The 17424-nt window shown below is 74.5% G+C and carries 21 protein-coding genes; 9 read left to right on the top strand and 12 right to left on the bottom strand.

Features of this window, described 5'->3' with window-relative positions:
- The first annotated feature begins 39 nt into the window (after positions 1–39).
- Together STBA_RS15485 and STBA_RS15480 are read left to right on the top strand one after the other, a co-directional pair.
- Positions 40–627: a helix-turn-helix domain-containing protein gene (locus STBA_RS15485; RefSeq protein ID WP_077059815.1), complete on the top strand. Its 588-nt coding sequence runs from the start codon at positions 40–42 to the stop codon at positions 625–627.
- A gap of 34 nt (positions 628–661) precedes the next feature.
- Positions 662–868: a hypothetical protein gene (locus tag STBA_RS15480; RefSeq protein WP_077059814.1), complete on the top strand. Its 207-nt coding sequence runs from the start codon at positions 662–664 to the stop codon at positions 866–868.
- Here STBA_RS15480 and STBA_RS15475 read toward each other — a convergent pair.
- The 3 genes from STBA_RS15475 to STBA_RS15465 all read right to left on the bottom strand — a co-directional run bounded on the left by STBA_RS15475 (position 835) and on the right by STBA_RS15465 (position 4253).
- Positions 835–1668, bottom strand: a complete 834-nt coding sequence (locus tag STBA_RS15475; RefSeq protein ID WP_077059813.1) for a polysaccharide lyase family protein — start codon at positions 1666–1668, stop codon at positions 835–837. The two genes, STBA_RS15480 and STBA_RS15475, sit on opposite strands and share 34 nt — an antisense overlap.
- A gap of 1 nt (position 1669) precedes the next feature.
- The gene (locus STBA_RS15470) at positions 1670–3214 is read right to left on the bottom strand and encodes an alkaline phosphatase D family protein (protein WP_079251939.1); all 1545 of its coding nucleotides are present in this window, start codon (positions 3212–3214) and stop codon (positions 1670–1672) included.
- A gap of 142 nt (positions 3215–3356) precedes the next feature.
- Positions 3357–4253 (bottom strand): aminoglycoside phosphotransferase family protein, encoded by an 897-nt coding sequence (locus STBA_RS15465; RefSeq protein ID WP_253194742.1) that lies wholly within the window; start codon positions 4251–4253, stop codon positions 3357–3359.
- Between the two features lie 126 nt (positions 4254–4379).
- Between STBA_RS15465 and STBA_RS15460 the strand changes: the two genes are divergently transcribed.
- The 3 genes from STBA_RS15460 (at position 4380) to STBA_RS15450 (ending at position 6491) form a co-directional block, all read left to right on the top strand.
- Positions 4380–5192 (top strand): VOC family protein, encoded by an 813-nt coding sequence (locus STBA_RS15460; protein WP_077059812.1) that lies wholly within the window; start codon positions 4380–4382, stop codon positions 5190–5192.
- A 104-nt stretch (positions 5193–5296) separates the two neighbouring features.
- On the top strand, positions 5297–6181 hold the full coding sequence (locus tag STBA_RS15455; RefSeq protein ID WP_077059811.1) for a fumarylacetoacetate hydrolase family protein: 885 nt from the start codon (positions 5297–5299) through the stop codon (positions 6179–6181).
- Positions 6182–6287: 106 nt separating this feature from the next.
- Positions 6288–6491: a hypothetical protein gene (locus tag STBA_RS15450; RefSeq protein ID WP_077059810.1), complete on the top strand. Its 204-nt coding sequence runs from the start codon at positions 6288–6290 to the stop codon at positions 6489–6491.
- Positions 6492–6515: 24 nt separating this feature from the next.
- Here the strand turns inward: STBA_RS15450 and STBA_RS15445 are convergent, their stop codons facing one another.
- A complete protein-coding gene (locus STBA_RS15445; protein WP_077059809.1) occupies positions 6516–7382 on the bottom strand; it encodes a phosphatidylinositol-specific phospholipase C/glycerophosphodiester phosphodiesterase family protein in 867 nt (288 codons plus the stop codon).
- A gap of 267 nt (positions 7383–7649) precedes the next feature.
- Here STBA_RS15445 and STBA_RS15440 point away from each other — a divergent pair, with 267 nt between their 5' ends.
- Complete coding sequence (locus STBA_RS15440) at positions 7650–8015, top strand: hypothetical protein (RefSeq protein ID WP_143659488.1); 366 nt, start codon at positions 7650–7652, stop codon at positions 8013–8015.
- An 18-nt stretch (positions 8016–8033) separates the two neighbouring features.
- Here the strand turns inward: STBA_RS15440 and STBA_RS15435 are convergent, their stop codons facing one another.
- Both STBA_RS15435 and STBA_RS15430 read right to left on the bottom strand, forming a co-directional pair.
- Positions 8034–9176: a MarP family serine protease gene (locus STBA_RS15435; protein ID WP_077059807.1), complete on the bottom strand. Its 1143-nt coding sequence runs from the start codon at positions 9174–9176 to the stop codon at positions 8034–8036.
- Positions 9177–9251: 75 nt separating this feature from the next.
- Complete coding sequence (locus STBA_RS15430; protein ID WP_077059806.1) at positions 9252–9662, bottom strand: DoxX family protein; 411 nt, start codon at positions 9660–9662, stop codon at positions 9252–9254.
- Between the two features lie 224 nt (positions 9663–9886).
- Between STBA_RS15430 and STBA_RS15425 the strand changes: the two genes are divergently transcribed.
- Positions 9887–10780, top strand: a complete 894-nt coding sequence (locus STBA_RS15425) for a SigB/SigF/SigG family RNA polymerase sigma factor (protein ID WP_077059805.1) — start codon at positions 9887–9889, stop codon at positions 10778–10780.
- A gap of 57 nt (positions 10781–10837) precedes the next feature.
- Positions 10838–11437, top strand: a complete 600-nt coding sequence (locus STBA_RS15420) for a DUF4232 domain-containing protein (RefSeq protein WP_077059804.1) — start codon at positions 10838–10840, stop codon at positions 11435–11437.
- A gap of 165 nt (positions 11438–11602) precedes the next feature.
- On the opposite strand, the gene STBA_RS15415 is transcribed toward STBA_RS15420, so the two are convergent.
- Together STBA_RS15415 and STBA_RS15410 are read right to left on the bottom strand one after the other, a co-directional pair.
- Positions 11603–11998, bottom strand: a complete 396-nt coding sequence (locus tag STBA_RS15415) for a carboxymuconolactone decarboxylase family protein (protein ID WP_077063347.1) — start codon at positions 11996–11998, stop codon at positions 11603–11605.
- A gap of 202 nt (positions 11999–12200) precedes the next feature.
- The gene (locus STBA_RS15410; protein WP_077059803.1) at positions 12201–12686 is read right to left on the bottom strand and encodes an Rrf2 family transcriptional regulator; all 486 of its coding nucleotides are present in this window, start codon (positions 12684–12686) and stop codon (positions 12201–12203) included.
- A 126-nt stretch (positions 12687–12812) separates the two neighbouring features.
- Between STBA_RS15410 and STBA_RS15405 the strand changes: the two genes are divergently transcribed.
- A complete protein-coding gene (locus tag STBA_RS15405; protein ID WP_077059802.1) occupies positions 12813–13784 on the top strand; it encodes a zinc-binding dehydrogenase in 972 nt (323 codons plus the stop codon).
- 50 nt (positions 13785–13834) lie between these two features.
- Here STBA_RS15405 and STBA_RS15400 read toward each other — a convergent pair whose 3' ends face one another.
- From STBA_RS15400 to STBA_RS15385, 4 genes are all read right to left on the bottom strand, one after another.
- Positions 13835–14581 (bottom strand): ABC transporter permease subunit, encoded by a 747-nt coding sequence (locus tag STBA_RS15400; RefSeq protein ID WP_077059801.1) that lies wholly within the window; start codon positions 14579–14581, stop codon positions 13835–13837.
- A complete protein-coding gene (locus STBA_RS15395; RefSeq protein WP_077059800.1) occupies positions 14578–15492 on the bottom strand; it encodes an ATP-binding cassette domain-containing protein in 915 nt (304 codons plus the stop codon). Before STBA_RS15395 ends, STBA_RS15400 begins: the two co-directional genes overlap by 4 nt.
- Before the next feature lie 105 nt (positions 15493–15597).
- Complete coding sequence (locus STBA_RS15390) at positions 15598–16290, bottom strand: response regulator transcription factor (RefSeq protein WP_077063346.1); 693 nt, start codon at positions 16288–16290, stop codon at positions 15598–15600.
- Entirely contained in the window at positions 16287–17411 is a 1125-nt protein-coding gene (locus STBA_RS15385) for a sensor histidine kinase (RefSeq protein WP_077059799.1), read from the bottom strand. Before STBA_RS15385 ends, STBA_RS15390 begins: the two co-directional genes overlap by 4 nt.
- Positions 17412–17424: the final 13 nt, after the last annotated feature.

Below are 17424 nucleotides of genomic sequence, written 5' to 3'. Positions count from 1 at the left end.
AAACTTGCGCAGTTTTCCTTTCCCATCTAGGTTCGTGACATGACTCCCGAGACCTCCCGCACGATCACCGACCTCGGCACGCTCAAGGCGTTCGCGCACCCGCTGCGTCTGCGGCTCTACCGGTCGCTCACGGTGGCGGGCGCCGCGACCGCATCGCAGCTCGCGGAGCAGGCGGACGAGGCGGTCTCCCTCGTCAGCTACCACCTGCGCAAGCTCGCCGCCCACGGGCTCATCCAGGAGGCCGAGGGCCGCAGCACAGACAGCCGCGAGCGCTGGTGGGAGCTCGCGCAGCGCAAACTGACGTTCAGCGACCGGGACTTCCAGGACGCCCCGGAGCGGGCCGCCGCCCTCAGCGGGGCGGTGCGCCTGCTGTTCCGCCAGCGCGGCGAGATGTACGAGCGGTATCTCGACGAGCAGGCGGCATGGGGCGAGGAGTGGCGCGCCGCCGCCGTCAGCGCCGAGTCCCTGCTGCCGCTGACCGCCCCGGAGCTGGCGTCGCTCGGCGAGGAGCTGCACGCGGTGGTGGACAAGTGGAAGGCGCGCGGGCGGGCCGCCGCCGAGGCCGGCGACACCGAGGGCCGGGAGAGCGTCGCCCTGCACCTGCACGGATTCCCGTTCCGCCCCTGAGCGGCGGGTCCTTTCGACACCGAGGAGAAGCGGCATGCACCCCGACGTTCACCTGGCGGTCGAGCACTACCGCGCCCGCGAGCTGCGGGCCGCCGCCGCCCCGCGGCCGGCGCTCGCGCGCCGCCGCGTGCGGGCCGTGGGGCGGCGGCTCGGCTGGGCGCTGGTGGAGACCGGCCTGCGGCTGGTCCACCGCAGTGGCCCGGCGCCTCAGTGCGGGGCGAAGACGCCGATCGCGTCGTAGGCGTGCCAGGAGCCTGCCGTCTTCTCCAGCGTCAGTACGTTCTCTCCGGTCGTGAACGCGGCGGCGGGCAGGGGCAGTTCGACGAAGGACGGCTTGAGGGGGCTGCCCGTCCTGGTGGCGTCGCCCTCCAGGGAGCCCTTCGTGGCGCCCTTCTCGAAGGTGATGCCGTCGATCCGCGTGCCGTTGAGGGACAGTTCGGCCTCGCCGGGCGCCGTCGCGTGCGTGTCCGTCAGCCACAGGGCGAATCCGGGGTCCGCGGTCGGCACCGCGTCCAGCGCGAACCGCAGGGTGAACGTGTGCCGCCGCCGCCCCGCCCAGCCGTCCGCGGGCCCCGGGTGCAGGTAGGGCCAGTGGGTCCCCGGACTGCTGCTGCCCTGCCGGTAGTCGACGCCGTCGGGGAACGTGTCGAGGTAGTCGGCGCTGCCCGCCGGGGACAGCGCGAATTCCAGCCCCTTGTGGTCGAACTCGCCGACGGCCGCGAGGGGCCGCCCCGTCGCGTACGAGGCGGTGGTCGTCGCCGAGGCCGTCGCGGCCCGGCCCCGCGCGCCCGAGGCCATGACGGCGACCACCCGGTAGTGCCAGGTGACGGCCCGCGGGCCGAGCACCGCGTGCGTGAGGTGCGGGTAGAGGGTGCGCGCGAGCAGCGACTCCTCGCTCTCCCGCGGGGCCCGGCCGCGGGCCGCGTACACCGCGAAGTGGTCCACCAGCGGCATCCACGGCGCCGCGTGCCACGTCAGGTCGACGGTCGCGATCCGCCCCGAGGCGCGCAGACCGCGCACCGGATGAGCCAGATAGGACATGTCAGTTCACCTTTTCCAGACCCGGGCGTCCTGCCTCGGTGACGAAACGGGCGAGTGTGGACACCGGGGCGTGCGCGTCGCGCTGCACCCAGGGCACGGTACGGAAGTCCGCGGTCAGCTCCCGCGGCGTCATCCGGCACAGCGTGTAACCGCGGCGCCCGCTGTAGAACTTGACCCACGGATGCTGCGTCCAGTCCGGCTCGTACGGGTCGGTGTCCGCGCCGTCGCCGTCGGAGGCGATCGAGGTGGTGATCAGCTCCGAGCCGACGACGGGCGAGCCCGGATCGGCGAAGTCGGCGTGCAGGTCGCCCGCGGTCGCCCGGTGCGTGTCGCCGGTCAGCACCACCGGGTTGGTGACGGACGGGTCCGCGAAAGTGTCGAGCAGCCGCTGCCGCGCGGCGGGGAAGCCGTCCCACTGGTCGACGCGGTCGTCCGTGACGTGCATGACGGCGACCTGCTGCGCGAGCACGTTCCACGTGGTGCGCGAGCCGCGCAGCCCGTCGAGCAGCCACCGTTCCTGCGAGGTGCCGAGGATGCTGCCGCGCGCGGGGGCGCGGTGCTGGCGGGTATCGAGCACGTTGAACGTGGCGAGGTCACCGATCACCAGCCGCCGCTGGTAGCGGGCGTCGGGGCCGCCGATCGGCAGCGCGGCGCGCGGCAGCGGCGCGTTCTCGTACAGCGCGCGGTAGGCGACCGCCCGGCGCAGCCGGAAGTCCTCGGGCGGGATGCCGTACGCGGAGGTCTCGTCCGCGTAGTTGTTCTGCACCTCGTGGTCGTCCGGCGTGATGACGAACGGGGCGGCGGCGTGCGCGGCCTGGAGGTCGGGGTCGGTCTTGGTGAGGGCGTACCGCAGCCGGTACTCGGCGAGGGTGACCGTCTCGCGGTCGTGGCCCTCGCCGGGCGTCACGCCCTCCCGCCACAGGTTGGCCGCGGTGATGGCGTACTCGTAGATGTAGTCGCCGAGGAAGAACACCACGTCGGGCGCGTCCGCCGCCAGATGCCGGTGCGCGGAGAACCAGCCGTGGTACCACGCCTGGCAGGACGCGGTGGCGAAGGTGAACGAGGCCGGCCGCGTTCCGGCGCGCGGCGCGGTGCGGACGCGCCCCACCGGGCTGGTCCAGCGGCCGGTGCGGAACCGGTAGAAGTACAGCCGCTCGGGGCGCAGTCCGCGGACCCGCGGGTGCACGGAGTGCGCCAGCTCGGCCGTGGCCAGCGCGTGCCCCCGGCGCACGACACGGCGGAAGCGCTCGTCCTCCGCGACCTCCCAGCGCACGTCGAACGGCGCGAGCGGCATGCCCCCGTGCCCGTCGGGGGCCAGCGGCTCGGGCGCGAGCCGCGTCCACAACTCGAAGCCGTCGTCCGAGGGATCGCCGGAGGCGATGCCGAGCCGGAACGGGTCGTCGCGCAGGCGCGCGCCCGACCAGGCGGCCTCGGCGGTGCCGGGCACGCCGATCCCGGCGAGCAGGGCCGCCGAACTGACGCCGGCGGCCTTGAGCAGCGAACGACGGCGCGGGTGGGGCGGGGAGTTCGGGGGGTGTGCGTCCATGTGCGGTGCCGCGGCTCCTGCTCGAGCGCCCGTTCGGCGCCGGTCGAGGAGCACCCTCGCCGAGCGGGATGACGTGCGCCCCTCGGGTCGGCGACGTGCGGGAGTCGTGAAGGTGAGCGCGCGGCACCGCTGTTGCCGCGGGTCAGCCCAGCCGGGCCGCGCCGCGCTCGGCGAAGCCGATCCACGCCTCGGCCTCCGCGGCCGTGAAGTGGCGGATGGCCCAGTCGGTCATGCGCAGGCTCATGCACGCCCACGCCGGGCGCAGCACCTCTTCGGGGAAGCCGTCCAGGATCTCGTCCAGGCGCTCGGCGACGCCCGGCTCCGCCGCGTCGGGGTAAAGGCCGAAGCGGAGGGTGACCAGGTCGAAGCGGCGGTCGCCGCGGCCCGCGCCGTCCCAGTCGACGACGCCGGTGACCGTTCCGCCTGGCCCGGTCAGCAGGTTCCCCGGGTGGAAGTCGTGGTGCACGGCGTCCACGCCTGGCAGCCGTCCCGGGGCGCTCGCGCCGACCTCCGCGATCCACGCCTCCAGCGCGGCGCTGCGCCGGCTGAACTCGCGCAGCGGGCCGTGCAGGCAGAAGCCGGGCCCGTCGCCGGTCAGGTACAGCTCGGTCTCGGGCACCTCGGGGTGGCCCGCGAGGCGGCCGGCCTGGAGGTCGTTCAGGGCGAGGGCGCGGTCGAGCGCGGCGTGGCCGAGCCGGCCGGGCGGCGTGCCGGGCAGCAGTTCCTGGACGAGGACCACGTCGGGCCCGACCTGCGCGGACAGCTCGGTGGCGGGCGCGGGGTAGCCGGCGGCCCGCAGCACGTCGGTGACGGCGACCGGGCCGGCCCGCAGGTCGGCCAGGCGGGTGCCGGGACGCCACTTCAGCACGGCGCGGTGGCCGTCCGGCAGGCGGACGTAGGCCGTGCCGACCTGGCCGCCGGGGCAGGGGCCCTCGACGGTGAGCCGGACGCCGGTGTGCTCGTACAGGGCGTCGGCCATGCGGACGGGATCGAGGCGGGCAACGCGCTGCCAGCCGGAGGGTTCGACGGAATCGCTCACCGTGCCGATTATCACCGGAGTGGCTAGCGTGGAATGGCCTGGTTCGGCAGCGAATCAGCGTGACCACCGTGAACGGCGATGACCACCGTGATCGGTGACGATCAGCGAGGGAAAGGATGGCCGGCCATGTCCGACCTTGTCGCGGGCTTCTCCGCGGGCACGCCCTGCTGGGCGGACGCCACCGTGCCGGATGTGGCGGCCGGCAAGCGGTTCTACGAGCAGCTGTTCGGCTGGAACTTCGGGACGGACTCGGCCGAGTACGGCGGCTACGCGCAGGCCACCCTGGACGGCCGGGCCGTCGCCGCCCTCGCACCGCAGATGGCGGGCCAGGACGTGCCGCCGTCGTGGACGCTGTACCTCGCATCGCCCGATGCCGCGGCCACCGCCGAGCGGGTGCGGGAGCACGGGGGCCGGGTGCTGATGGAGCCCATGGAGGTCGGCGAGTTCGGCCGGATGGTGACGGCCGCCGACCCGGGCGGGGTGCTGTTCGGCGTGTGGGAGGCGGGCAGCCACCACGGGTTCGAACGGCGCGACGAGCCCGGCACATATCGCTGGGCGGAGCTGGTGACGCGCGATCCCGCGGCGGCCGACGCGTTCTTCCCCGCCGTGTTCCCCTACGACGTGCAGCGGATGGAGGACCCGGACGCCTCGCTCGACTACAAGGTGTACGGGTTCGGCGGCACCCCGGCGCTCGGCCGGATGGCGATGCCGCCCACGGCCCCGGACGGGATGCCGCCGCACGCCGAGATCTACTTCGCGGTGCCGGACTGCGACGGCGCGGTGGAGACCGTGCAGCAGCTGGGCGGCCGGCTGATCGACGGGCCGGTGGACAGCCCCTTCGGCCGCTTCGCCGCTGTGGCCGACCCGCAGGGTATGACGTTCGCGGTGATCGACGTCTCGGCGGCCAGCGGGGAGCCGCCGGCGACCCGGCCCGCGTGAGGCGCGGTACGGCCCGGTGACCCGAACGGTTGAGTGAAACGTGCCTGCTGGGGGAGAGTGCGATCAAGCACGCCACGGCACGTACAGCGAGGAGTCACCCCATCATGCGTCTCATGCGCATCGGCGAACCGGGCCACGAGCGTCCCGTGCTCGTCTCAGGCGACGGCATCGGCACCGGCAGCGGCGACGGCACCGGCGAGCGCCACCACGACCTGCGGCCCGTCACCGCGGACATCGACGGCGCGTTCCTGGCCGCGCTCGCCGAGGACCCCGCCCTCGTGCCCGACCCGGCCGCGCTGCCGGAGACCTCCATCGAAGGGGAACGGATCGGCGCCCCCGTGGCCCGGCCCTCCGCGGTGCTGTGCATCGGGCAGAACTACGCGGCGCACGCCGCCGAGTCCGGCGCGGAACCGCCCCAGCGGCCCATCCTCTTCTACAAGTCGCCCAACACGGTCGTCGGTCCCCGCGACGACGTGCTGATCCCGCGCGGCTCGGTCAGGACGGACTGGGAGGTGGAGCTGGCCGTGGTCATCGGCCGCCGCGCCCGCTACCTCTCCTCGCCCGCCGAGGCCCTGGCGCACGTCGCCGGCTACGCGGTCAGCAACGACGTCTCCGAACGTGCCTTCCAGCTGGAGGAGTCCGGCGGGCAGTGGTCCAAGGGCAAGAGCTGCGAGACGTTCAACCCGCTCGGCCCGGTGCTGGTCACGGCGGACGAGGCCGGGGACCCGCGGGAGCTGCGGCTGCGCTCGTGGGTCAACGGGGAGCCGCGGCAGGACTCCACCACCGCGGACATGATCTTCGGCGTGGCCGAGCTGATCCACGACCTGTCCCAGTACCTCGTGCTCGAACCCGGCGACGTCATCAACACCGGCACCCCGGAGGGCGTCGCCCTCTCCGGACGGTTCCCCTACCTCGGCGCCGGCGACGTGGTGGAGCTGGAGATCTCCGGCCTCGGACGGCAGCGCTCCGTCTTCCGCCCCGCGCCCTGACCTGCGGCGCGGACCGCCTGGCCCCGCGGCCCGCGTCCAACTGGCGTTTCGCGCGCCACCCTTCCGGGTGGCGCGCGGGTCCTGGCCGCCCGGATAGGTTGGCGCCATGGCTGAGCACCACGTGATCAGCGTCCGGTTCGACGGCGGTCCTCGCGACGGCCGGACCATCGACGTCGTCATCACCGGCCGCGTGCCGCTGCCGTTGATGCTGGCGGCACGGCAGAGCAGCGGTCTGTACGAGCTCCAGTGCACCGAGGGGCGGGGGACGCGGTACGCCTGGGTCGAGGATCTGCCCGCCAGGAGCCACTGACCCCCGGCGGGCGTTCGCCCGCGGCTACCGGTCCTCCGCCCGGAGGAACGCGGCGAGTCCGGCGAGGTCGTCGGTGTTGAGGTGGTCCGCGTCCGCCGCGATCAGCTCGCGCCAGACGGCCTCGCGTTCCGGGCCCGGCAGGTCGGGCGTCGCCCAGAAGCGGACGCGCTGCCCGGCCGCGTGCGCCGCGGCGGTGATGCCGTGCAGCCGCTCGCGCTCCGCCGCCGGCATCGGCCCCGTGCCCTGCCACGTGAAGCTGCTGGTCCAATTGCCGCTGATCAGCGGGATGAACGAGGCGGGCACCCCCGTTCCGAGATCGTCGAGACGGCCGTCGTAGAACGCGTGGCGCACCCGTTCCTGCTCCATCGGCACGCGGGCGGCCCGGTCGCCGGAGATCACGGCGGTGACCGCGCCGGTGCGCACCCGGCCGTGCGCCGCGGAGCTGAGGATGCCGCGGTAGGGGCGCAGCCGGCGCGACAGTTCGCGGTAGGTGGCCTCGCCGGTGTTCTTGAGGTCGATCAGCAGCTGGAGCGAGGCCGGGTGCCCGCGGTACACGTGGCCGCGGTGCGCGCGGACGCGGGCCAGCAGCGGATCGAGGTACAGCGCCTCCAGAGTGCGGCGCGGGTCGAGGTCGACCTCGTCGTGCGCGACGAGCAACTGCCCGTCGACCAGCCAGATGTCGGCCTCGACGCTGGTGAAGCCGTGGGCGAGGGCGTCGTGCAGGGGGCGTTCGTGCTCGTAGTCGTTGTGGGCGTGCGCCCGGCGCAGGGGCGCGGGGACCGGCCGCCACCCGCCTCCCTCGGCGCGGGCCGGTGCGGCGACCGCGCCGACGAGCGTGGCGGAGAGGGCGGCTGCACTGCCAAGGACACGACGGCGACTGGGATTTTCCACGGTGACTCCCCGGAGCGGCGGGACCGGACGCGTGTGAGTATCCGGGCGCGCGGCCGCCGCAGGAGGCCGGAATCGAAGTTTTCTTCGACCGGTCATCCGCGCGTTCCCCGCTGCACGCATGGTCCGCGGCATTTGGGAAGAATATGAACCAGAGGCGCCCGGCCGCAGCCGCGCGCCGCCGCTGCCGGGCAGGAGCTGATGATGTTTCAGCTACAGCCCTCCGGCTACTCGTTGACTTCCGTATCGTGGAAGCAATGGAGGCAGAAAATGAGCCCCAACGGAACTGCCACGCGCGTGTTCGACGAGGTCCATATCGGCAAGGGCGTGCGGCCCGTCGCGCAGCACGGCTTCGTGGCCGTCGAGCGCGGGCGGCTGAAGCTGCTCGGCTCCGACCGGCAGGAGATCGTCAGCGCCCCCATGAGCAAGGTGGCGGCGGCCAAGGCCCGCTTCAGCGGCGGCAAGACCCTCGCCATGAAGGTGGCCGGCACCCGGTACACCGTCTCGCCCGGCTGGGGCGACCGCGCCGGGAAGCTGCTGCGCCCCGGCCGCCCGGAGCGGGTGGCACGCGACACCGAGGAGCTGCTGGGTCTGATCGAGGCCGACGGCGGCACCGTCGAGCGGCGGGACGCGTGACCCGCGCCGCCCGGTCGGTCAGCCGGCCTGCTCCGCGTGGCCGCGGATCTGGTCCGCGGTCAGCACGTACCCCGTCTGCGCATCGGTGACGGAACGGGCGAAGACCATGCCGTAGACCTGGCCGTCCGTGGTGAGCAGGGGACCTCCCGAGTTCCCCGGGCGCACCAGGGAGCGGACGGTGTAGATGTCGCGGGTGACGACGCTGCTGCCGTCGATGTCCTGCCCCCGCGCCGAGGTGCGGCCGGCGACCGTCGCGGCCCGCACGTCCAGCGGCCCGTCCTCCGGATACCCCGCGACCACCCCGGGGTCGCCGCGCTCCGCATCGCCGGCGAGGGTCAGCGCGGGCGCCTGGAGGCCCGGCACGCTGAGCACGGCCACATCGGTGTCCGGGTCGAAGAGGATCACGCTGGCCTCCATGCGCCGGCCGACGCCGCCGACCTGCACGGCCGTCACATCGGCCCCCTCGACCACGTGCGCATTGGTCATCACGCGCTCGTCCGCGTAGACGAATCCGCTGCCCTCCTGGCCGGAGAAGCCCGCGCTCGCGGTGACCTTCACCGTGCTGTTCTGCGCGGCGGCGACCGCGGCCTGCGTCACATTGTCGCCGGAGGGCTCGGGCACCTCGGCGGTCGGCGCGTTCTCGAAGGGGTTGAAGACCTGCGGGAATCCGGCGTCGCCCAGCACGTCGGTGGCCCGGTTGAACCACGTCGGCGCCTGGTCCGGCATCCGGTCCTGGACGGCGCCGAGCACGCGGGAGTCCGACACCGCCTGGTTGAGCCCGGGGGAGGGGGTGGGGGTCAGCGCGCTCGCGGCTATCCAGGCGACGAGCAGCACGCCGACCGCGTTGAACACCGAGCCGCCCACGCCGTCGAGCCACCGCGCGGGCGCCCACCGCACCGAGTCCCGCAACTGCACCGCCAGCGGCCAGGCCAGCGCCTGCCCCACGGCGGCGGGCACGAGCACGACCACCAGCGCGACGATCGTGGCGGAGGCGGAGCCCGGCTCCATGTGATCCACGACGAACGGCAGCAGCCACACCCCGAGCGCGGCGCCGCCGACGAAGCCGACCAGCGAGACGACGCCGGCGATCAGCCCCCGCAGGAAGCCGGAGACCGCCGCGACGACCACCGCGAGCAGCAGCAGCGCGTCGAGCGGATTCACCCCGCCACCCCCTTGGTGCCGTTCGTTCGGACAGAGAACGCGACGGGGGGCGGCGAGGTTCCCGTGGGGCTGCCGCTAGAACAGCGGCCCGGTCCAGAGGAGGCCGATGTCGTCCCCCGCGATCGAGAACAGCCCGAGCAGCATCAGTGCCGCGCCGCCGAGCGCGAGATCTTTGTTGAACTGGATCATCTCACTCTGCCGCGTTCCCGCGTCGGTCTCCTTCCAGAACGGGTGCATGAACACCGCGGTCGGGATGAGGAAGAGGGCCAGCAGCAGGGCGCCGAGGTCCGGCCACACGCCGAGCAGCACGCTGAGCGCGCCCACCAGCATGAACGCCCCGGAACCCAGGACGGAAGCCTGCGGCAGCGGAACGCCCTTGGCGGCGGCGTAACCGGTCATGCCCTTGCTCTGGGTCAGGTGACCGACGGCGGAGCTGAGGAAGAGGGGGACGAAAAGGATTCGCCCGACAAGCACCAGGATGTCCATGGATGCCTCCGGAGAGTGCCTGCCCTGCGGGCAGGGCAGGACAGGACCTGCTTCCACTCTGCTGCCGCCCCGGCGGCCCGGCAACCGGAGCGCGGGCCCGTTCGCGGTGGCCCGTTTACCGCTCCCGTGCTCGGGCAGGGGCCCAGAAGGCCCGGAACAACTCAGTGCAAGGCCGGGCAGAAGGTATCAATGCGAATCTGCCGTCGACGCCTCGGAGAGCAGTGATGAGGACCTCGACCCGCACGACACCGCGCACGAAGAACCGCACCGCACCCCGCACCACCCGGCACGGGGCGACCCGCCCCGCGCCGCCCCGCCAGCGCCGCCGCAGGCACCCGCACGACGACGCGCCGGACACCGGCCCCCAGTTCGAGCGCATCGCGGCGCTGCCGGACGGCCCGGAACGCAGGCGGCTGTGCGACGAAGTGGTCAGCGCCTGGCTGCCGATGGCCGACCGGCTGGCCCGCAACTTCCGCGACCGCGGCGAAAGCCAGGAGGACCTGGCCCAGGTCGCCGCCCTCGGCCTGGTCAAGGCCGTGCGCGGCTACGACCCGCGCCGCGGCCACGCGTTCGAGAGCTACGCCGTGCCGACCATCGTCGGCGAGGTCAAGCGCCACTTCAGGGACCACCTGTGGGGACTGCACGTGCCGCGCCGCACGCAGGAGCTGCGCAACCGGGTCAGGGCCGCCCAGCGCAGCCTGGAGTGCCGCGTGGACGACCGGCCGCCCGGCGTGGCGGCGCTGGCCGAGGCCGGCGGGCTGACGCAGGAGGAGGTCAGGGGCGGCATGGCCGCCCTGGAGAGCTACCGGCCGCTGTCCCTGGACGCGGACCTCAGCCGCGGCGGCGACGGCGGCTACAGCCTGGCCGACACCGTCGGCGGCCCGGATGCCGGGTACGAACGGGTGGTGCGCATGGCGGCCGTCCGCCCCAAGCTGCGCGCCCTGTCCGAACGCGAACGGCACCTCCTCTACCTGCGGTTCTACCGGGAGCTGACGCAGCGCGAGATCGGCGCGCGGCTCGGCATCTCCCAGATGCACGTCTCCCGCCTGCTGAACCGGATCTGCACGCGCATCCACGACGAGATCGAGGCGGACGGGGACGTCCCGGGGCACCCCTGATCCGTCCCCGATCCGCCCTCCGATCCGCCCCCCGCACACCCGTGCGATCATCGGGCGATGAGAACCCCCAGGGCGCACCGCCGCGCGCCGCTGCTCGTGCTGGCCGCGGCCGGTCTGCTGGCCGCCGCGGGCTGCGGCACCGGGACCGCGGCCCCCGCCGCCGCCCCGGCCGCGGAGCCGGCCATGGTGCCGCCCTCCGCCGCGCCGGAGCAGGCGCCCGGCTGCGCCGACTCCGGCGTGCGCGTCACGGCGGGCCTCGTGGAGGCGGCGATGGGGCTGCGGGTACTGAGCATCGAGCTGACCAACTGCGGCACCGAGCCGTACGCCGTGCACGGCTATCCGCAACTGACGCTGCTCGACGCCCGGCTGCGGCCCCTCGACGCCGAGGTGGCCGAGGGCTCGGCGGACATCGCGGTCGTCGAGGGCTTCGACGACGCGCCCGAGCCGTTCACGCTCCGGCCGGGCGAACGGGCCACCGCGGGGCTGCTGTGGCGGAACACCGTGCTCGGCGGCCAGGGGGCGCCGGTCGTCGCCGAGCACATCCGGGCCGCGCCCGCGCCCGGCGAGGAGGGGCAGGTGCTGACGCCGGACGGCGGCATCGACCTCGGCACCACCGGCGAGGCCGGCGTCCAAGCCTGGCGCCCGCTCCCCCGGTAGGGCCGCCTCTCCAGACCGTGCGTGACTCGGCGGCTACGGGACTGCGTCTGTGATCCGGCAATGATCCGGCGATGCCGCCGGAGGGCGCCGGTCGTCGCGAGCCGGGCAGTGCCTTCGACGACGGCCCCGCGGTCGTCCCGGTAGGCCGCCCCCGGCCGGGGCCGTTCAGGTGCCCGCGACGTGCCGGACGGCGACGTTGATGCGGTTCCAGGCGTTGATCGCGGCGATGGCCATGACGAGCGTGGCCAGGGACTCCTCGTCGTAGTGGCGGGCGGCCTCCGCCCAGACGTCCTGCGGGACGCCGCCCGCGGCGTCGGCGATGCGCGTGGCCGATTCGGCGAGGGCGAGCGCGGCGCGCTCCGCGTCGGTGAAGTACGGCGTCTCCCGCCAGGCGGCCACGGCGAACAGCCGTTCGTCGCTGTCGCCGGCCTGCTTCGCCTCGCGGGCGTGCATGTCGACGCAGAAGCCGCAGCCGTTGATCTGGCTGACGCGCAGGCGCAGCAGTTCGAGCGTGCGCTGCGGCACGCGCCCGGCGCCGATCGAGGACTCCAGGGCGAGCATCGCCCGGTAGCCGTCGCGGGCGAGCTTGCGCACGCTGAGCCGGGGCTGCTGGTGGGTGGTCGGGCCGCTGGTCATGTCGGGTCTCCTCGTTCTGTCCGTTCGTCCTGCCGGTACCTGTTCCCAGATATCCAGGACATTTTTTATCCAGGATTGCGGCGCAGGACGCCGCACGACGCCGTCGGCCGCATGCGCTGCCGCGCCGTCAGGTGCGCAGGCCGGCGAACCAGCTCCGCGTACTCGCCGGGGTGCCCGGGTGGCGCTTCTCCACGGTGGCCTTCACCTCGGCCAGCGTCCGGCCGGCCAGCTCCTTGCGCCAGGCCAGCTCGGCCCGCCGCATGGACTGTGCGACGACGCACTGCTGCCGGTAGTCGACGTCCTCCCGGCCGCCGGGCCCCCGGCGCAGCACCTCGTCGCAGCGGAACGCCTCGCCGGTGCCCTCGATCGCCGTCACCACGTCGAGGAGTGTGATCTCCTCCGGCGCCCTGGCCAGCCGGAAGCCGCCCCGCGGTCCTGGGGTGGAGGTGACGATGCCCGCCCGGGCGAGCGCCTGGAGCTGCTTGTTGAGATAGGCGGGGGGCAGCTGGTAGAACGCGGCGAGCCGCGCCGCCGTCATCGCCTCACCCGGCTCGATCCAGGTCAGGTTCAGACAGCTGTGCAGCGCCCACTCGACACCCTCGCCCATCCGCATAACCTGGATGCTAGACGTCCAGGATTCACGTCGCAAGCCCACCGCCCGCCGCGCCGAGTTGACTTCAAGTCTGCTTGAAGTTGAAGTCTTGGGGTCAGGACAACCCAGCGGGAAAAGGTGAGCGCAATGCAGGAGATCCGGGTGGCGGAGTTCGGCGGCCCCGAGGTGCTGGTGCCGGCGGAGGTGCCGGACCCCGTGCCGGGCCCCGGCCAGGTCGTCATCGCGACCGCGGCCGTCGACACCATCTTCGTGGAGGCGCAGATCAGGAGCGGCGCGGCGCGGGATTGGTTCCCGGCCGACCCGCCGTTCGTGCCGGGCAGCGGCGTCGCCGGCCATATCGCCGCCACCGGCCCCGGCGTCGACCCGTCCTGGCGGGGACGGCCCGTCGTCACGGTCGCCGTGACGAACGGCGCGTACACGCAACGGGCCGTCGCCGCCCTGGAGGACGTCGTGCCCGTGCCCGACGGGCTCGGGCTGCGGGAGGCCGCGGCGCTCGCCCACGACGGGGTCACGGCGATGCGCCTGTTCGAGCCGATGCGCCCCCGGGCCGGCACCTGGGTGCTGGTCACCGCCGCGGCCGGTGGCATGGGCGTGCTGCTCGTGCAGCTCGCGCGCGCGGCCGGGGCGCGCGTCATCGGCGCCGCCCGCGGCGCGCGCAAGCTCGCACTCGTCCGGGACCTGGGTGCCGAGGCCGCCGTCGACTACACGCTGCCCGGCTGGGCGGACCAGGTGCGCGCCCGCACCGGCGACCAGGGCGTCGACCTGGTGTGGGACGGCGCGGGCGGCGAGGCGGGCTCGGCGGCGTTCGGCCTGGTCGCCGACGGCGGGCGGTTCTCCGCGCACGGCGCGCCCGGCGGCGGCTTCTTCACCCCCGACCCGGCCGAGGCCGCCCGCCGCGGCATCGAGCTGCGGGGCATCGAACATTTGCAACTGCCGCAGGCGGAGCGGACCCGGCAGCTCGCGCGGGTCGTCGAGGCGGCCGCGGCCGGCCAGTTCCGCCCCGTCATCGGCCGGACGTTCCCGCTGGCCGACGCGGCGGCGGCGCACTCCGCCATCGAGCGCAGGGATACGCTCGGCAAGACCCTGCTCCTGCCCTGACAGGACCGGCCGCCGCCGCGTGACGCGGCGGCGCGTCACGCGCCGCCGCGTCACACGTCGCGGCGGCGCAGCAGCGCCGCCGCGGCCAGCAGGGCCAGCGCCGTATAGCCCGTCACCAGCAGCAGCGAGGGCCAGGCGCCGAGCGAGCCGACCGCGTCCGTCGAGGCGTCCGAGGTCTGCATCAGCTTCTCCAGCGCCGCCGTCGGGCTGCTCCCGGCGACCCACCGTTCCGCCCCGCCGAACAGCGGGCCGATCATCGAGGGCAGCAGCAGCGCCGCGATCACCGCCGTGACGGTGCCCGCGGCGTGCCGGATCAGCGTGCCCGCGGCGAGCCCGAGCAGCCCGGCCACCGAGAACGCCGCGGCCACGCCGAACAGCGCGGGCAGCGGTTCCCCCTGCGCGTACCCGTCGTCCAGCAGCGCGTCCCCGACCAGGTACGCGCCCGCGGTGGCGGGCAGCGCCAGCGCGTACAGCAGCCCGGCGACCAGCACCGCCTTGGCCGCGAGCACCGTTCCGCGGCGCGGCACCACCGCGAACGTCGTCCTGACGGTGCCGCTGCCGTACTCCCCGCACACCGTCAGCGCCCCGACCACCGCCGCCAGCATCAGCGCCGGCACCGACAGGGTCAGGCTGCCGCCCAGCACCGTGTCGTCCGGCTGGAGGCTCCCCGTCGCGGCGACGAACGCCGCGCCCGGCGCCGGCAGGGCGGCCATGACGGCGGTCGTCCACACCGTGGAACGAACGCTGCGGAACTTGACCCACTCGAACGCCAGCGCCTGGCGGAACCGCCGCGTCACCGGGCCGCCTCCGTCCGGTACTCGCCGGTGGCCCCGGCCATCGCCGTGTAGACCTCTTCCAGCGACGACAGCCGCGGCGTCAGCTCGTGCAGCGCCACCCCGTGGTGGCGGGCCAGCTCGCCGATCGCCGCCGTCGCCAGCCCGTCCACCAGCCACCCGCCGCGCGCGTCGAGCGACACCCGGCCGCCCGCCGCCCGGAGCAACTCCCGCAGCCGTTCCGCCTCCGGGCTGCGGACCAGGGTCTGGCCGCCGGAATGCGACTCGATGAACTCCCGCATGGGCGCGTCGGCCAGCAGCCGGCCGCGCCCGATCACCACCAGGTGGTCCGCGGTCAGCTCAAGCTCGCTCATCAGATGGCTGGACAGGAACACCGTCCGCCCCTCGGCCGCCAGCGACTTCATCAGCTCCCTGATCCAGCGGATGCCCTCGGTGTCGAGACCGTTGACGGGCTCGTCGAGGATCAGCACCGCCGGGTCGCCGAGCAGCGCGGCGGCGATGCCGAGGCGCTGGCCCATCCCGAGCGAGAAGCCCTTCGTCCGCCGCCGCGCGGTCGCCGGGTCGAGACCCACCTCCCGGAGCACCTCGTCCACCCGGCGCCGCGGTATCCCGCTGCCCGCCGCCATGCCCGCCAGGTGCGCGTACGCGGAACGCCCGCCGTGCACGCCCTTCGCGTCCAGCAGCGAGCCGACGGTGCGCAGCGGCGCGGCCAGCTCGGCGTAGGCCCGGCCGCCGACCAGCGCGCTGCCCGAGGTGGGCGCGTCGAGGCCGAGGATCAGCCGCATCGTGGTCGACTTGCCCGCGCCGTTCGGCCCGAGGAATCCGGTCACCCGGCCGGGCCGCACCGTGAACGAGAGCCCGTCGACGGCGGATTTCGCGCCGTACCGCTTCGTCAGCTCGTGTACATCGATCATGTCCCCGACGCTAGGCAGCCGCGCCCGCCCCGCCATCTGCCGAGCGGAGTCGCCCGCTACTGCGCCGGGAGTACCCCCACCGCCGACAGCCGACGCCCGCCGCCGCTACCCCGCGGAACGGCCGGGGTCCCCGGCGCGCACCAGGCCCGTTTCGTAGGCGAGGACGACCAGCTGGGCGCGATCGCGCGCGCCCAGCTTCGTCATGGCGCGGCTGACGTGCGTCTTGGCCGTCAGCGGGGACATCAGCAGCCTCCTGCCGATCTCCTCGTTGGAAAGACCGGCCGCGACCAGGGCCATCACCTCGCGTTCCCGCGCGGTCAGCGGCGCCAGCCGGGCCGCGCCGTCGGCCAGCGGTGCGCGCAGCCGCGCGAACTCCTCGATCACCCGGCGGGTCACCGCGGGCGCGAGGAGGCTGCGGCCCGCGGCGACCGTGCGGATCGCGTCTCGCAGGTCGTCGGGATCGATGTCCTTCAGCAGGAAGCCGGCCGCGCCGCGGCGCAGCGACTCGAAAACGTACTCGTCCGCCTCGAAGGTCGTCAGCACCAGCACCGCGACCCCGTCCAGGGCCGGGTCCGCGGCGATCGCCCGCGTCGCGGCGAGGCCGTCCATCCGCGGCATCCTGATGTCCATCAGCACCACGTCGGGCCGCGTGGTGCGGACCGCCTCCACCGCCTGCGCGCCGTCCGCCGCCTCCGCGACCACCACCAGGTCGTCCGTCAGGTCGAGCAGCGCGCGGAAACCGGCCCTGACGACGGTCTGGTCGTCGGCCAGCACGACGCGGACGCGTGGCGCGGTCATGCCGCGCCCCGCGCCGCGGACCACAGGGAGGCCGCGGGCAGGCTCGCGCTGACCCGGAAGCCGCCGCCTGGCACGACCCCGTACTCCAGGCTGCCGCCCACCGCCGTGGCCCGTTCGCGCATGCCGAGCAGCCCGAACCCCGTGCCGCCGCCCGCGTGCGCGCCCCCGGGGCCGTCGTCGGTCACCTCCACCAGCAGCCGGCCGTCCGCGGCGCGCACGGACACGGCGGCGTGGCGCGCGTTCGAGTGCTTCACCACGTTGGTCAGCGCCTCCTGCACGATGCGGTAGGCGGTCAGCTCCACCACCGGCGGCAGCGGTCCGGCCGACGGCGGGCCGGCCGCGAGGTGCAGCGTCACCGGCAGCGGGAGGCGTTCGGTCAGCTCCGCCAGCTGGGCCAGCCGCGGCGCGGGCGCGGCGGGTGCGTCGGTGTCGTTCTCGCGGAGGATCGTCACCGTCGTGCGCAGCTCGCGCACCGCCTCCTTGCCCGAGTCCCGCACCTGCTGGAGCGCGGCCCGCGCCACCTCGGGTCTGCGGTCGAACGCGTCGAGCGCGACCCCGGCCTGCACGGTCATCGCCGAGACGGTGTGCGCCACCACGTCGTGCAACTCGCGGGCGATCCGCACGCGCTCCTCGCGCAACCGGCGCGTCGTCTCGTGCCGGTGCTCCACCTCGGCGCGCCGGGCCAGCTCGTGCCGGCCGCGCACCACCTCGCCCAGCAGCAGCGGAACCAGCGGAATGAGCATCTCCAGCACCGGGGACGGCACCGCCCCCTCCTCCTGCCCCGAGATCACCGCGGCGGCGCCCGAGAGCAGCGCGCCCACCACCGCGACGCGCAGCGTCCGGCGCCGGTCGCCCTGCACCGCCACGAAGTACAGGGCGACCATCACCGGCAGGTTCAGCAGCTCACCGATGTGGCCGTACAACGTCCACGTCAGGCTCGCGGCCCCCGTCACCACGGCGGCGAGCAGCGGCTTGCGCCGGTGCGCGAGCAGCCCGAGCACGGTGACCGCGAGCAGCGCCCAGCTGATCCAGTCGTCCTCGCGCGACCCCGGCACGTTGCTGGCGAGATCGGCGGCGGTCACGCACCCGACGGCGACGGTGAGCAGCAGTTCCACGCCCATCCCCCCACCGTAG

The sequence above is a fragment of the Streptomyces sp. MP131-18 genome (assembly GCF_001984575.1).
Lineage (GTDB): Bacteria > Actinomycetota > Actinomycetes > Streptomycetales > Streptomycetaceae > Streptomyces > Streptomyces johnsoniae.
The sequence above is the reverse complement of the archived record's forward strand: the minus strand, read 5'-3'. Positions and strand labels throughout refer to the sequence as shown.